Source organism: Citrobacter sp. Ce119, assembly GCF_030334525.1.
GTDB lineage: Bacteria > Pseudomonadota > Gammaproteobacteria > Enterobacterales > Enterobacteriaceae > Citrobacter > Citrobacter europaeus.
The window spans coordinates 66,722-81,119 of record NZ_JAOWDR010000043.1; the positions used below are offsets into that span (position 1 = coordinate 66,722).

Below are 14,398 nucleotides of genomic sequence, written 5' to 3' on the forward strand. Positions count from 1 at the left end.
CCATAAAGAACGAACTTAGTTCGCAGTCAGTTTTCTCAACTGTGACATAACCCATAAGTACAAGACCATGGCCCAGGAAATCGAATTAAAATTTATCGTCAATAGTGATGCTGTAGATGCACTACGTGAACGTCTGAATACGCTGGGGGGTGAGCATCATGCGCCCAGTCAGTTGCTGAATATCTACTACGAAACGCCGGATGCGTGGTTGCGTGGTCACGATATGGGGCTGCGTATTCGTGGTGAGAATGGTCATTACGAAATGACCATGAAAATTGCCGGACGGGTGACGGGCGGCCTGCATCAGCGGCCTGAATATAACGTTGCGCTAAACGCGCCAGAGCTGGATCTCGCTCTGTTCCCAACGGAAGTCTGGCCCGATGGCGAGCTGCCTGCTGAACTTGCCTCTCAGGTGCAGCCGCTGTTCAGCACCGATTTTTATCGTGAGAAATGGCTCCTTGATGTTGACGGCAGTCGAATTGAAATGGCTCTCGACCTTGGGGAAGTGAAAGCGGGCGAGTTTGCTGAACCTATCTGTGAGCTTGAACTTGAACTGCTAAGCGGCGATACCCGTGCGGTATTGAAGCTGGCAAACCAGCTGGTTTCGCAAGCCGGCTTACGCCAGGGCAGTCTGAGTAAAGCGGCGCGTGGCTATCATCTGGCTCAGGGGAATGCGCCGCGTGAACTCAGACCGACGCGCATTTTGAAGGTTCCGGCGAAGGCGAGCATTGAGCAAGGGCTGGAAGCGGCGCTGGAGCTGGCATTATCACAGTGGCAGTACCATGAAGAGCTGTGGGTGCGCGGCGTCAAAGGGGCGAAAGCCGAGGTGCTGGCGGCAATGGGCCTGGTGCGTCACATACTGATGCTGTTTGGCGGTAATGTGCCGCGAAAAGCGAGCGCTCACTTACGTGATTTGCTGACCCAGTCGGAAGCGGTCATGGCGTCGGATGTTTCTGCCGTTTCGGCGGTTTACAGCACGCAAACAGCAATGGCTAAACTGGCCCTGACCGAATGGCTGGTGACCAAAGGATGGCAGTCGTTCCTGGATGAGAAGGCGCAGGGCAAAATTGCCGACTCCTTTAAGCGTTTCTCAGATACTCATCTTTCGCGCCATGCCGCTGAACTGAAAACCGCTTTTGCTCAGCCGCTTGGCGATCAGTACGCCGATCAACTTCCACGCCTGACGCGCAATATTGATAGCATGCTGATGCTGGCGGGGTACTACGACGAAAATGTTGCCTCGGAATGGATCGCCAACTGGCAGGGTCTGCGTCACGCCATTGCGGCCAATCAATATATTGAAATTGAACACTTCCGCAACGAGGCAATCGCACTGGAACCGTTCTGGCTGCATAGCGGTAAACGATAATCAGGGTTGAGACCGGGATGCCTGATGGCGCTGCGCTTATCAGGCCTATAAGGCCATACCTTGGGCCTCAATACGCAAAGGATGTCCATAAATGAAGCAGCTCTCTTCACCGTTACAGCAGTACTGGCCGACCGTTGTGGAGCGGCTGCCAGCAGCAATATCTGAGTCCTCGCTTAGCGTGCAGGCGAAGTCAGTGCTTACATTCAGTGATTTTGTCCGCGACAGCATTATTGCCCATCCCGAATGGCTGGTAGATCTGGAAAGCGCGCCCCCTCAGGCGGATGAATGGCAACACTATGCCGACTGGTTACAGCAAGCATTGGCCGACGTCAGCGATGAAAACACGCTGATGCGCGAGCTACGCCTGTTTCGCCGTCACATCATGGTGCGTATCGCCTGGGCGCAGACGCTGTCGCTGGTGGCGGAAGAGAGTATCTTGCAGCAGTTAAGCCATCTGGCTGAAACGCTGATCGTCGCCGCGCGCGACTGGTTATACGCCGCCTGCTGTCGCGAGTGGGGAACGCCCTGTAATCCTGAAGGTGTTGCGCAGCCGCTGCTGATTTTAGGCATGGGGAAACTGGGCGGCGGCGAGCTGAATTTTTCCTCTGATATTGACCTGATTTTTGCCTGGCCGGAGCACGGCAGTACGCAGGGTGGGCGTCGCGAACTGGATAACGCGCAGTTCTTTACCCGTATGGGCCAGCGGCTCATCAAAGTGCTGGATCAGCCCACAATGGATGGGTTTGTTTATCGAGTGGATATGCGCTTACGTCCGTTTGGCGACAGCGGCCCGCTGGTGCTGAGCTTCTCCGCGCTGGAGGATTATTACCAGGAACAAGGGCGCGACTGGGAACGCTATGCGATGGTCAAAGCCCGCATTATGGGCGATGCCGATGGCACTTACGTCAGCGAGCTTCGCGCTATGCTGCGACCTTTTGTCTTCCGCCGCTATATTGATTTTAGCGTGATCCAGTCTCTGCGTAACATGAAAGGGATGATTGCCCGAGAAGTGCGCCGCCGTGGCCTGAAAGACAACATCAAGCTGGGGGCGGGCGGCATTCGTGAAATCGAATTTATCGTACAGGTATTCCAACTGATTCGCGGTGGGCGCGAGCCGTCGCTGCAATCCCGCTCGCTGTTACCGACGCTTAGCGCCATCAATGCGCTGCACCTGCTGTCTGATACCGATGCGGAACAACTGCGAGCAGCCTATCTCTATTTACGCCGCCTCGAAAACCTGCTGCAAAGCATCAATGATGAACAGACCCAAACGCTTCCTGGCGATGAACTGAATCGCGCGCGGCTGGCGTGGGGGATGAACGTCGATGACTGGCAGCAGTTAACCGATGTGCTGGCAAATCATATGAACAACGTGCGCCGGGTATTTAACGAGCTGATTGGCGATGACGAAGCTGAAACCCAGGAAGAGTCGCTCTCAGAACAATGGCGCGAACTGTGGCAGGACGCCTTGCAGGAAGATGACACCACGCCGGTGCTGACGCATCTGGCTGATGACGATCGCCGGCGCGTGCTGTCTCTGATTGCTGATTTCCGCAAAGAGCTGGATAAACGCACCATTGGCCCACGCGGACGGCAGGTGTTGGATCATTTAATGCCGCATCTGCTGAGCGATGTCTGTTCGCGTGACGACGCCTCGGTACCGCTGTCGCGCATTACACCACTGCTGGTGGGTATTGTGACCCGCACGACCTATCTGGAGCTGCTGAGCGAATTCCCCGGAGCGCTGAAGCACCTGATTTCGCTCTGTGCCGCCTCGCCGATGATCGCCAGCCAGCTGGCGCGGTATCCGCTGTTGCTCGATGAACTGCTGGATCCGAACACCCTGTATCAACCCACCGCGACGGACGCCTACCGTGATGAGTTACGCCAGTATTTGCTGCGCGTGCCGGAAGATGACGAAGAGCAGCAACTGGAAGCGCTGCGCCAGTTTAAGCAAACGCAGTTGTTGCGTATTGCCGCGGCTGATATCGCCGGAACGCTGCCGGTGATGAAGGTAAGCGATCACCTAACCTGGCTGGCGGAAGCTATTATTGATGCGGTAGTCCAGCAAGCGTGGATGCAGATGGTTGCTCGCTACGGGCAACCCACTCATCTTAGCGAACGCGAGGGGCGCGGTTTTGCCGTCGTCGGTTATGGCAAGCTGGGCGGCTGGGAGCTGGGATACAGCTCGGATCTCGATTTGATCTTCCTGCATGACTGTCCGATGGACGTGATGACGGACGGTGAGCGTGAGATTGACGGGCGACAGTTCTATCTGCGTTTGTCGCAGCGCATTATGCACCTTTTCAGCACCCGCACCTCGTCCGGTATTTTGTACGAAGTGGATGCGCGCCTGCGTCCGTCCGGCGCGGCGGGAATGCTGGTGACATCAACCGACGCCTTCGCCGATTACCAGCGCAACGAAGCCTGGACATGGGAACATCAGGCGCTGGTACGTGCGCGCGTGGTATACGGCGACCCGCGGTTGACCTCTCAGTTCGATGCGATTCGTCGCGATATCATGACCCTCGTTCGCGATGGCAAAACCTTGCAGACCGACGTGCGCGAAATGCGTGAGAAAATGCGTGCCCATTTGGGCAATAAGCATCGCGATCGTTTTGATATTAAAGCGGATGAAGGCGGTATCACCGACATTGAGTTTATTACGCAATATCTGGTGTTGCGCTATGCGCATGAAAAACCGAAGCTGACGCGCTGGTCGGATAACGTGCGCATTCTGGAGTTACTGGCGCAAAACGACATTATGGATGAGCAGGAAGCGCTGGCGCTTACTCGTGCTTATACGACGCTGCGTGATGAACTTCACCATCTTGCCTTGCAGGAGCTTCCGGGCCATGTGGCACCAGAGTGCTTTGAGGCTGAACGCACGCTGGTGCGCGACAGCTGGCAGAAGTGGCTGGTTGCCGAGTGAAGTGTGCTATTATCGCGCGCAAATTTTAAGACCCTCAGAGAATCTCTCAGGAGACAGGAATGAAAGTAACGCTGCCAGAGTTTGAACGTGCAGGAGTCATGGTTGTCGGTGATGTGATGCTGGATCGCTACTGGTACGGTCCTACCAGCCGTATTTCACCTGAAGCGCCGGTGCCGGTGGTGAAGGTTGATACCATCGAAGAACGTCCCGGTGGCGCAGCAAACGTGGCGATGAACATAGCCTCTCTGGGAGCGAATTCGCGTCTGGTGGGCCTGACCGGCATTGACGACGCGGCGCGTGCGCTGAGCAAAACGCTGGCGGATGTGAACGTAAAATGTGACTTCGTTTCCGTGCCCACTCATCCGACGATCACTAAACTGCGCGTACTTTCCCGTAACCAGCAACTGATTCGCCTGGATTTCGAAGAAGGCTTTGAAGGTGTGGATCCGCAGCCGCTGCACGAGCGTATTAACCAGGCGCTGGGGTCTATCGGCGCACTGGTACTCTCCGACTATGCCAAAGGCGCGCTGGCAAGCGTGCAGCAGATGATTGCGCTGGCGCGGAAGGCTGGAGTGCCGGTGCTTATCGATCCTAAAGGGACCGATTTTGAACGCTACCGTGGCGCAACGCTGCTGACGCCGAACCTGTCCGAGTTTGAAGCGGTAGCGGGCAAGTGCAAAAGCGAAGATGAACTGGTTGAGCGCGGCATGAAAGTGATTGCGGATTTTGACCTTTCCGCACTGCTGATCACGCGCTCCGAACAGGGGATGACGCTGCTGCAACCGGGCAAATCGCCGCTGCATATGCCGACGCAGGCGCAGGAAGTGTATGACGTGACCGGTGCGGGCGATACGGTTATTGGCGTGCTGGCGGCGACGCTGGCGGCGGGTAACACCCTGGAAGAAGCGTGCTATTTTGCTAACGCCGCAGCAGGCGTAGTCGTCGGTAAGCTGGGGACCTCCACCGTTTCTCCTATTGAACTGGAAAACGCCGTGCGCGGTCGGGCCGATACTGGCTTTGGCGTGATGAGCGAATCTGAGCTGAAACAGGCCGTTGCCAGCGCCCGCAAGCGCGGTGAGAAAGTGGTGATGACCAACGGCGTGTTCGACATCCTGCATGCGGGCCATGTTTCCTATCTGGCGAATGCGCGCAAGCTGGGCGATCGCCTGATCGTAGCGGTAAACAGCGATGCTTCGACCAAACGTCTGAAAGGCGAATCTCGCCCGGTCAATCCGCTGGAACAGCGTATGATCGTGCTGGGCGCGCTGGAGTCCGTCGACTGGGTGGTTTCTTTTGAAGAAGATACGCCGCAGCGTCTGATTGCCGGCATCCTGCCGGATCTGCTGGTCAAAGGCGGCGACTATAAGCCGGAAGATATTGCGGGCAGCGAAGAGGTGTGGGCGAACGGCGGTGAAGTGCTGGTGCTGAACTTCGAAGATGGCTGCTCAACGACCAATATCATCAAGAAGATCCAGAAAGACAGCGATAAGTAACACCTGGAAAGTTTGCCGGATGGCGGATAAAACGCGTCAGCGTTGCCATCCGGCAATTCTATATCTTATTCTTCAGTCGTTTTCTCAACAGGCTGTGGGCTGTTTTTCAGCGGATCGGCCAGCGCCGACAGCGAACCGCCGGACAAACCAATTTCATTTAACAGCGAGTCAATCAGCGGCGCTTGTGTACGATAGGCAAGAGCTGCGGATAATGCTTGCTCCGCCAGATTCCCACCGTTTACGTTACCTGCGGTCACTTCACCGACTGCACCGCCGCGATTGAGACCATCAACCTGAATAATCTTGATCCCATCGATAGACTTCATTGGCTCAACGGATTTCTCAATGACTGCTGGCAGGGACTGCAACAGGGCCAGCTTAAATTTCAGACTGGTCTGTTCGTCGGAAAGCACGTTGATGGCATCGTTCAGCGCGCGTTGTGCTTCTGCTTCCGCCAGACCTTTTTTCCGCGTGGCTTCAGCCAGTTCAACAATCGCGGCGGCCTGCAATTCTGCCGCTTCTTTCTCCGCTTTCGCACGTACGGTTAGCTCAACGGCCTGTGTTTCCGCATCCTGCGCGGCGGCAATCAACGCCACCTGTTTGGCACGATCCGCTTCTGCAGTCTGACGGGTGGTTTCTACGTTTTGCTGGGCGCGAACCGCTTCGGCCAGCGCATCGTTAGCGCGTGCTTCAGCCTGAGACTGCTGTTCGGACTTGGCGGCAATAGCGATGGACTTGGTCTGGTTGGCGATCTCCGTTGCCTGCTGCTGTTCGATCTCTTTGATGCGAACTTCACGCTCGGCCTCGACTTTTCTTGAACGCACCGCCTGTTCGCGCTCGATTTCTGTTTCCTGAATCTGGCGTTCAGCTAGGATACGCGTCTGTTCAGCTTCACGATGACGTTCGGCTTCAAAGGCGGCAATTTTGGCATTTTGCTCGGCCGTGCGGGTTTTCACCTGCTGCTCCTGCTCGAGCGTCATGAAGGCTTCCTGCTGTTCGATCTCCAGCTTGCGCGACAGCGCATCACGGTTTTTCTCTCGAACGGCAACTTCTACGTCCTGCTCGACTTCGTTACGTTCGCGACGACGACGTTCCGTTTCCTGGGTCAGCTTGGTCAGACCCTCGGCATCAAAGGCGTTATTGGGGTTGAAATGGATTTTTTCGGTCTGGTTAAAGTTGGTGAGTGAAACGCTCTCCAGTTCCAGGCCGTTTTTGGACAGGTCTTCCGCGACGGTATTTTGTACGCCCTGAACGAAGTTTTCACGCGTATCCTGCAGTTCATGCATGGTCATCTGCGACGCAGTGGCACGCAGGGCATCGACAAACTTATCTTCTATTAGCACACGTAAATCCTCTGGCGACAGCGTTCGCTGTCCCAGCGTCTGTGCGGCGGTAGCAATCCCTTCCACAGACGGTTTTACACGCACGAAAAAGGCGACGACGACATCCACGCGCATACGGTCTTTGGTGATGAGACTGTCAACAGTTGAACGGCTCACCTCAAGTTTGAGGGTGTTCATGTTGATAGGAATAATTTCGTGGAAGATAGGCATGACAATTGCGCCGCCGCTCATCACCACTTTTTGCCCGCCAAGGCCGGTACGCACAAACGCCTGTTCAGCAGACGCGCGGCGATACAGGCGGGCAAAAATAATCCCGATAATTACTAAGACGATCACCGCGACAATGGCGGTAAACATCCATGAAGGTAACATGCCTAAAACATCATCCATCTATAAGGTCCCTCTGTATAAAATTATAAAACAGTCGGCCAGGGGTTTAGCTCGGCCAGGTAACGCGTTGCAGAGAGTCGGCAAATAATCAGCACCTTGTCTCCTTTTTTGAATTCTTTGCCCGCTTCAGGCTCCAGCAGCACATAGTGGGTCTGCCCAAACTTGTCGGTAAATTTGCCTTCGCATGGAGTTCCGGCACTCGCAGAATGGCCAGTAATAATTGCCATGCTGCCGATAAACTCATCTTCAGCGAGGGCGGTGGTTTCATCCCGTGGCAGCCAGGGGGCGATAATTTTCCCGCTGTAATGCACGGCGAAGACCGCAAAAATAAAGCTCACCGGCGCGAGCAGCAGATTGCTGATCGGTGCTTGCCACAGCGTGACCCAGCCATGCTGAAGGAGGATACCGAAGAGTCCAAAGAAGCCTGCGAGTAAGCACAGTACGATCAGCGCCGGGATCCGCCCGATATTGAGATAGTGAAGCGCCTGGCCGATATTGCCGGAGGTCAGGGCATCGTAATGTTCGAGGTGAGCATCAAGCGCACCTGAAAGAAAATGGCCAAAAATCAGAGAGATGATTTCCAGTAGGCCAATCAGCAGTACAAATGAAATAGCAAACAGGTAGGGGCTGTTGTAATCCGTGAATAATACCAAGTTGTTTCCTCCTGTTACTGCGTTCCCTGTCAGTATCAAAAGTAATGGTTTTACCCCTTACTTTTACATGTCGTTACAATAACATGCGTCACCCTGACCTTAAATCCGAAAAGGGGGTCATCCCCCTCTTAGATTTCGTAGGAAACTGTGAAGCAGACGGTTTTTTTGCGCACAATATGTACAGAATAACTTCGTATCCAGGGAAATACTGAAATTAGAAAAAGCATATGGCCTTAGCAGATATTCAATAACTGGAGGGTATGCTCATGAACAGCAATATGTATTCAATGAACAATTTCGATTTCCTGGCCCGTAGTTTTGCCAGGATGCAGGCTGAGGGCCATCCCGTTGATATCCAGGCGATAACTGGGAACATGGATGAAGAACATCGTAGCTGGTTTTGCAAACGCTATGCGCTGTACTGCCAGCAGGCTACAGAGGCCAGGAAGCTAGAACTGGAACACTAACAGAAAAACGGGCCTTGCGGCCCGTTGTCGTTTTACTCTTGCGGATCGACTGGCGGGATCGCGGGGGCAGGCTTAACTTCTGCCGTTTTTTCACGCGACTCCAGCTCAGTCAGACGTTGCTCAAGCAGCGCCAGTTTTTCACGGGTACGCAGCAAAACCTGAGTCTGTACATCAAACTCTTCACGGCTTACCAGATCCAGACGGGTTAGCTGTGACTGCAGCGTTTGACGAATTTTCTTCTCGACGTCTTCGCCAAACTCGCGGATCCCTTTCGGCATCGACTCGTGAACCTGACGAGCAATCTGCTCAATTTTTTTCGGGTCAATCATTGTGGTTTCCCTGAACTGGTACGTGTTGCTGCCTATTGTAGTGCGAACTGGCACAGGCATAAACCAGAATTGTGTGAAGCTAAGACGAGCAAAGGCGTTGATGAAGGTAATCAATAGCGTTATAGTTAACCCGCTTATTCTCAGGGCGGGGCGAAATTCCCCACCGGCGGTAAATCAACGAATGTTGAAAGCCCGCGAGCGCTTTTTGTTACGGCAAAAAGGTCAGCAGATCCGGTGTAATTCCGGGGCCGACGGTTAGAGTCCGGATGGGAGAGAGTAACGATCCAGTCGGGCATGGACCCGCTCACGTTATTTTTTTGCCGCTTAGACGGTACTCCTAAGACTGCCCTGATTCTGGTAACCATAATTTTAGTGAGGTTTTTTTACCATGAATCAGACGCTACTTTCCTCTTTTGGTACGCCTTTCGAACGTGTTGAACATGCGCTGTCTGCGCTGCGTGAAGGACGCGGTGTGATGGTGCTTGACGACGAAGATCGTGAAAACGAAGGCGATATGATTTTCCCGGCAGAAACCATGACCGTTGAACAGATGGCGCTGACCATCCGCCACGGCAGCGGTATTGTATGCCTGTGCATCACTGAAGACCGACGCAAACAGCTCGATCTGCCAATGATGGTGGAAAATAACACCAGCGCCTACGGTACCGGTTTTACCGTGACCATTGAAGCAGCAGAGGGCGTGACCACCGGTGTTTCCGCTGCGGACCGTGTGACTACGGTGCGTGCGGCAATTAAGGATGGCGCCAAACCTTCCGATCTTAACCGTCCGGGGCACGTTTTCCCGCTGCGTGCTCAGGCAGGCGGCGTGTTGACTCGCGGTGGTCATACTGAAGCAACCATCGACCTGATGACGCTGGCAGGGTTTAAACCGGCAGGCGTGCTGTGCGAACTGACTAACGACGATGGCACCATGGCGCGTGCGCCAGAATGCATCGAATTTGCCGGCAAGCATAATATGGCGGTGGTTACTATCGAAGATCTGGTGGCCTACCGTCAGGCGCATGAGCGCAAAGCCAGCTAATCGCAAGACGAACGGGTAAAACAGCAAAAAGCCGATGCAATGTCATCGGCTTTTTGCGCTTAGTTGTAGTTAATTTTAAATAATACTACCGTTTCGAAAGGGCCAGTCTTTACGGTATCGCCAGTCACCTGGCTTAATTCAGCCTGATAACTTTTCTCTCTGGTCAGTAATTCTGTATCGAATTCAGCATACTCAGAGTAGGCGTTATAGGTTGAGAGCGTATTATCTTCCGTATTGCGTATTTTTAATTGTAAACCATTGCCGATTCTTAAGGATGTGTCATTTTCTGCCAATTCTTCTGTGGTATAGAATGATGATGAAACCTTAAACGTATCGGTACATCCACTGTCAGAATTCAGATTCTTGGTTGTTTTAATCGAGAACGCTTTTGTCAGCGTTTTGGCGTTAATCTCCATATTATTGAAGGTGCCAAAATCAATAGTCTGATTTTCCGGGAAAATATTGAATTTCACGCTACAGTCCAGCACGCGAATTTGATCTAAGCCGGTGACGTGATATTTCAGGTTCGAGGCATCCGGGCTGACGTTAATCCCGCCAACACCATCAAACTGCACCAGAATATAATCACCGATGCTACTGGCGTAGTCGTGGGGGGGCATCGAAATCACTTTTACGTACAGGCGCATGCGGGCAATGAACGTTCTTGAATAGTGCGTATCTTCTGCATTACCTGAACAGAGATAATGTTCCCAACCGCTGGCTTTGATTTGCGCGGGGGTATAGATCTTAAGCTTCTGATTATCAATGCACTGATGTGTATCAATATTGACCGCACCTTGCGTGGCGTCATAATCAACGCCTTCATAGGTGACGCCAAGTTGATAATAGGTATCGTTGACTGAGGTGTAGGGGTTGACCCAAGCGTAGACGTTTTCGCTGCTATAAGCATTTTCGGAGGTTGCGTTATCGCAGTAGACGGGGATTTTTATATCGTTGCTTTCCCAGATTTTGTCCCCGGGTTTGGCGTTGTTAGGGACTGCAAACGGCTCGATAGCGGTATAACCTTCAACAGGACCACCGGTGGCTCCCAGATAGCAGTGAACCGCCAGCGCTGAACGAAAAGGGAGCGCGATGAATATTAACAGCAGAAATAACCGTAGCGTGCGGATCATTTTCTGGCCTCCGGCACGATAAGATCGCATTGACCATGGCATTTCACGTTCAGCATGCGCAGTCCGCCATAATCATCCATATATCCCAGTGCGAACGCATTTCCGTTATAACCGCCGGCATTTAATGTAACAGAGGAAAAAGGGGCAATCATTTTACTGCTAAAGCCTGACAATTGGCTTTTGCTGTCTTTGCCAAAAAAAGCCAACGTAATGTAGTAGGCGGTAGGATTATTAACCAACAGCGTATTTCCCTGTTGGCTAACTTTGAGCTGAAGTTCAACTTCAGTACCCGGCTTTTTCTTCAAAGCCGCTGGACGCCAGAATAATTTCAACTGGGATTGCAGCGCCATCTGCACGATGGCATTGTTGCCTTTATTTTCTGGTGCAGGTGGAATTTCCCTAACATTAAAGTAAAACAGTGATTCCCGATCCTGAGGAAGCGAGCGTGCTTTATCTTGCTTAACAATTCTCACCTGCGAAATTGCCCCAGGGTTTAACCGCTGTATTGGGGGCAGGGCGACTAAAAAAGAGTCATCCTTATTACCTTTTTCATCTTCAATCCACGAGTAAGCAAGATAAGGTAACTGCTTGCTCTGGTTTTCAATTTTCAGACTGCTGGCCTTATCGTTGCCGTTGAAGATAATCCGCGTTCTGTCAGGCTGAATTGCCGCCTGGTTGGTGAGCGATAAGGCGAGTAATACAATTGGTAATCCTTTGAATAATGCCATTTTTCATCCTTAATTAATGACAAGGTAAAATCAGATACTGGGTGGAGATATCCAGCGCGTCTGGCAAAGTGATGGTGCAAGTCTGTTTGTCACCCCACATCACCGTAAACTGCTGTCCACTGTCGACACCGCCAAGCCAGGCATGACCATCTTCGCTGACCATTCCTACTTCTGCGTTGTTTTCAATTTGACGTACGATCGCGCCGAGTGGCGGGAAGTCGCCATTTTCCATTCTGATAGCGACGGTAATATTTTTGCCTGAGCGTGATACCAGTGATTTGTAGCCAATGGCGCCTTCGGTCCAGGTCTGACGGGTGATCGTTTCATCAACGGTAACGCCGTCAGGCAGATCGTTCATATTGACGGCGATGGTTGAGGGCTGATAACTGGAAATCATCGGCACAACGGCATAGCCAAAATGGTTTGTACGGTTGCTGTCGCCCTGCACAGGAATGTCGGCAACGCCGTCGGCCCCGACCATGACTCTGGGTTCATTGCCAAAGCTGCGGCGATGTAACGCGATGCCGTTGCCCGTTGCGGTCATTGAGCCGTTCCAACTGGCGCTGGCAGAGGTGTAGTCGCTGGCGGCATAGCTTCCGGAGAACTGCAGTTCTCCTGCAGGGGTGGTATGTTGGTAATTTCCCCTGAACTGCGCGCCGTTGTTCGGCCTGTCGGTCGCGGTTCCTGCTGATACGCCCCAGGTGTTGTGTGGATCGGAGGAGTCATTCCACGAGAGTGTATTGGTAGTGTTGCTGCTATTACGCATGTCGTAATTCAACCGTCGACCATAGTCGAAAGGAACGGAGAGCGAAACGTAAACCTGCTTGTCGTTATCACTCTCCTCGTAGTGCGTTGTACTGAAGGATGTCGACAGCGATAAGCCTTTCCAGTCACCGAGATCGAAATTAAAACCGGCGGTCACCGACGCGGTAGTGGAGCTGTCACCATCCCACCATTGCTGGCGCAGTGCGCTGACGTACAGGTTCATCCGCAGCGGATCGATCGGCTGGTTGAAAGAGATGCTTACGGTCTGCTTCTCGTCCTGAGTATCCGCATTATTGAATTGATGGGCGACAAAGTTGGCATAGCTATGAAATTCGCGCTCGGAGAAACGATATGCCGCGAGTGAAACCTGACTGTTGGTCGCATCAAAGCGTTTACTGTAGTTCAGTCGATAGCTGAGGCCACTTTCTTCATGGCCGTCATCGAACGTACTGCTGGAATGCGTAACATCAAAGGACACGGCCCCCAGCCACAGCATGTTCTGCCCAATTCCTAACGCCGCAGAGCGGTAATCGCTGCCTGCCGCGAGGATCCCGCCATACAGCGAGGTATTGGATAACATGCCCCATGAGGCTTCGCCGCTGACGAAGGTATCATCAATTACGTGATGCGAGTTGTCCGGGCGGGCACGACCCGCCGCGATTTTATAACGGACCTGTCCTTCACGAGTCAGAAAAGGCGTGGAGGCGGCAGAAACCTGAAACGTGTTGGTGCGGCCATCTTCTTCGGTGATTTTTACGTCCAGCGTTCCCTGTACGGATTGATTAAGATCGGTAATGACAAAGGGGCCCGGGGCCACTTTTGTTTGATAAATCAAGCGACCGGAGTGGCTAACGGTGACGGTGGCATTGGTTTGCGCGATCCCGCTGATTTGTGGGGCGTAGCCACGTAATTCCCATGGCAGCATACGGTCGTCGCTCGCCATAGCCGCGCCATTATAAGAAAAGCCATCAAAGATATTGGAGCTTAAATCTGTCTCTCCCAGAGTGAGTTTGGCGCCCAGCGAAGGGAGAGGACGAAAAAGATAGGTGCGTGAAATACTCCGCGTTGTTTCGGTGCTTTCGTCGCTGCGGTTTTGGCTGACCTGATAATCGCTACGTAAGCGCCATGCGCCCATGTTCAGGCCCGCGGTGCCATAGGAGTTTAGGTTTTCTGTACTTCCACCTGCGTTGGGACGGTAGGTGCTGGCAAACAGGTTGTAGTCGAACAGCAGACCGTTCACGCCGTGATCCCAGGTTGAGGGCGGCATCCAGCTTTCTGATTTCCAGGCCAATAGCGACTGAGGAATACTGATATCCAGACGTTGATTCGCCATATCTAAGGTAAAGGTGATATCAGAGTATTCAGTGAAATCGACACACTCGTGCTGTACAGGCAGTGAACCTAAAATATTTTCTTTTAATCCCAGTTGCCCGGCGAGTTCAGATGGAATACAAGCGGCGACGCTCTCCCCCTGTTTTTCCCAGCTTATCTGACGACCTGAGGAGATTTGATTTTTATTTACGGCAACGGTAACAAAATAGCTTCCGGGAGCTATTGCGGAATCTTCTTTCAGCAAAGAGAGATCCACACTGTTGCGCATGGATTTATCCAGTACGTTCAGGTTGAATTCGACAGCCTGAGCGGAAAATGACAACAGCAACCCACATCCACAGGCCGCAATCTTGCAGGTATTCATGGCAATCCTTACCTATACCCAGTCGATGCAAGTGTTAGATGGTGGCCATCCGGCCACC

11 protein-coding genes and 1 riboswitch are annotated in these 14,398 nt (G+C 53.0%); of the genes, 5 read left to right on the plus strand and 6 right to left on the minus strand.

All coding sequences use genetic code 11. From position 1 onward, the window contains the following. Window positions 1–67: 67 nt before the first annotated feature. From OGV80_RS06065 to hldE, 3 genes are all read left to right on the plus strand, one after another. Complete coding sequence (locus OGV80_RS06065) at window positions 68–1,369, plus strand: CYTH domain-containing protein (RefSeq protein ID WP_043017655.1); 1,302 nt, start codon at window positions 68–70, stop codon at window positions 1,367–1,369. 91 nt (window positions 1,370–1,460) lie between these two features. Beyond that, window positions 1,461–4,301, plus strand: a complete 2,841-nt coding sequence (glnE, locus tag OGV80_RS06070; protein WP_286514127.1) for a bifunctional [glutamate--ammonia ligase]-adenylyl-L-tyrosine phosphorylase/[glutamate--ammonia-ligase] adenylyltransferase — start codon at window positions 1,461–1,463, stop codon at window positions 4,299–4,301. Between the two features lie 59 nt (window positions 4,302–4,360). Next, window positions 4,361–5,794: a bifunctional D-glycero-beta-D-manno-heptose-7-phosphate kinase/D-glycero-beta-D-manno-heptose 1-phosphate adenylyltransferase HldE gene (hldE, locus tag OGV80_RS06075; RefSeq protein WP_043017653.1), complete on the plus strand. Its 1,434-nt coding sequence runs from the start codon at window positions 4,361–4,363 to the stop codon at window positions 5,792–5,794. A gap of 65 nt (window positions 5,795–5,859) precedes the next feature. Here hldE and OGV80_RS06080 read toward each other — a convergent pair whose 3' ends face one another. Together OGV80_RS06080 and OGV80_RS06085 are read right to left on the minus strand one after the other, a co-directional pair. Beyond that, complete coding sequence (locus tag OGV80_RS06080) at window positions 5,860–7,527, minus strand: flotillin family protein (protein ID WP_043017652.1); 1,668 nt, start codon at window positions 7,525–7,527, stop codon at window positions 5,860–5,862. 23 nt (window positions 7,528–7,550) lie between these two features. Next, the gene (locus tag OGV80_RS06085; RefSeq protein WP_286514129.1) at window positions 7,551–8,180 is read right to left on the minus strand and encodes an OB-fold-containig protein; all 630 of its coding nucleotides are present in this window, start codon (window positions 8,178–8,180) and stop codon (window positions 7,551–7,553) included. Window positions 8,181–8,440: 260 nt separating this feature from the next. On the opposite strand from OGV80_RS06085, the gene glgS reads away from it, so the two are divergent. Then, window positions 8,441–8,647 (plus strand): cell surface composition regulator GlgS, encoded by a 207-nt coding sequence (gene glgS, locus OGV80_RS06090; RefSeq protein WP_019077704.1) that lies wholly within the window; start codon window positions 8,441–8,443, stop codon window positions 8,645–8,647. Between the two features lie 32 nt (window positions 8,648–8,679). Here the strand turns inward: glgS and ubiK are convergent, their stop codons facing one another. Then, a complete protein-coding gene (gene ubiK / locus OGV80_RS06095) occupies window positions 8,680–8,976 on the minus strand; it encodes a ubiquinone biosynthesis accessory factor UbiK (RefSeq protein WP_032940759.1) in 297 nt (98 codons plus the stop codon). A gap of 132 nt (window positions 8,977–9,108) precedes the next feature. Continuing rightward, window positions 9,109–9,258: riboswitch (FMN riboswitch) on the plus strand. A 106-nt stretch (window positions 9,259–9,364) separates the two neighbouring features. Between ubiK and ribB the strand changes: the two genes are divergently transcribed. Continuing rightward, window positions 9,365–10,018 (plus strand): 3,4-dihydroxy-2-butanone-4-phosphate synthase, encoded by a 654-nt coding sequence (ribB, locus tag OGV80_RS06100; RefSeq protein ID WP_003828424.1) that lies wholly within the window; start codon window positions 9,365–9,367, stop codon window positions 10,016–10,018. A gap of 59 nt (window positions 10,019–10,077) precedes the next feature. Here the strand turns inward: ribB and OGV80_RS06105 are convergent, their stop codons facing one another. From OGV80_RS06105 to OGV80_RS06115, 3 genes are read right to left on the minus strand one after another with little or no spacing between them, the layout of a single operon-like run. Further along, entirely contained in the window at window positions 10,078–11,151 is a 1,074-nt protein-coding gene (locus OGV80_RS06105; RefSeq protein WP_087051984.1) for a fimbrial protein, read from the minus strand. Then, entirely contained in the window at window positions 11,148–11,879 is a 732-nt protein-coding gene (locus OGV80_RS06110; protein ID WP_286514134.1) for a fimbrial biogenesis chaperone, read from the minus strand. The genes OGV80_RS06105 and OGV80_RS06110 overlap by 4 nt, the downstream gene beginning before the upstream one ends. Before the next feature lie 13 nt (window positions 11,880–11,892). After that, a complete protein-coding gene (locus OGV80_RS06115; RefSeq protein WP_286514137.1) occupies window positions 11,893–14,340 on the minus strand; it encodes a fimbria/pilus outer membrane usher protein in 2,448 nt (815 codons plus the stop codon). Window positions 14,341–14,398: the final 58 nt, after the last annotated feature.

Excerpts from the sequence above, each read along its gene's own strand:
- OGV80_RS06065 (WP_043017655.1), top strand. The coding sequence starts at position 68 with ATGGCCCAGGAAATCGAATTAAAATTTATCGTCAATAGTGATGCTGTA.
- glnE (WP_286514127.1), top strand. The coding sequence starts at position 1,461 with ATGAAGCAGCTCTCTTCACCGTTACAGCAGTACTGGCCGACCGTTGTG.
- hldE (WP_043017653.1), top strand. The coding sequence starts at position 4,361 with ATGAAAGTAACGCTGCCAGAGTTTGAACGTGCAGGAGTCATGGTTGTC.
- OGV80_RS06080 (WP_043017652.1), bottom strand. The coding sequence starts at position 7,527 with ATGGATGATGTTTTAGGCATGTTACCTTCATGGATGTTTACCGCCATT.
- glgS (WP_019077704.1), top strand. The coding sequence starts at position 8,441 with ATGCTCATGAACAGCAATATGTATTCAATGAACAATTTCGATTTCCTG.
- ubiK (WP_032940759.1), bottom strand. The coding sequence starts at position 8,976 with ATGATTGACCCGAAAAAAATTGAGCAGATTGCTCGTCAGGTTCACGAG.
- ribB (WP_003828424.1), top strand. The coding sequence starts at position 9,365 with ATGAATCAGACGCTACTTTCCTCTTTTGGTACGCCTTTCGAACGTGTT.
- OGV80_RS06105 (WP_087051984.1), bottom strand. The coding sequence starts at position 11,151 with ATGATCCGCACGCTACGGTTATTTCTGCTGTTAATATTCATCGCGCTC.
- OGV80_RS06110 (WP_286514134.1), bottom strand. The coding sequence starts at position 11,879 with ATGGCATTATTCAAAGGATTACCAATTGTATTACTCGCCTTATCGCTC.
- OGV80_RS06115 (WP_286514137.1), bottom strand. The coding sequence starts at position 14,340 with ATGAATACCTGCAAGATTGCGGCCTGTGGATGTGGGTTGCTGTTGTCA.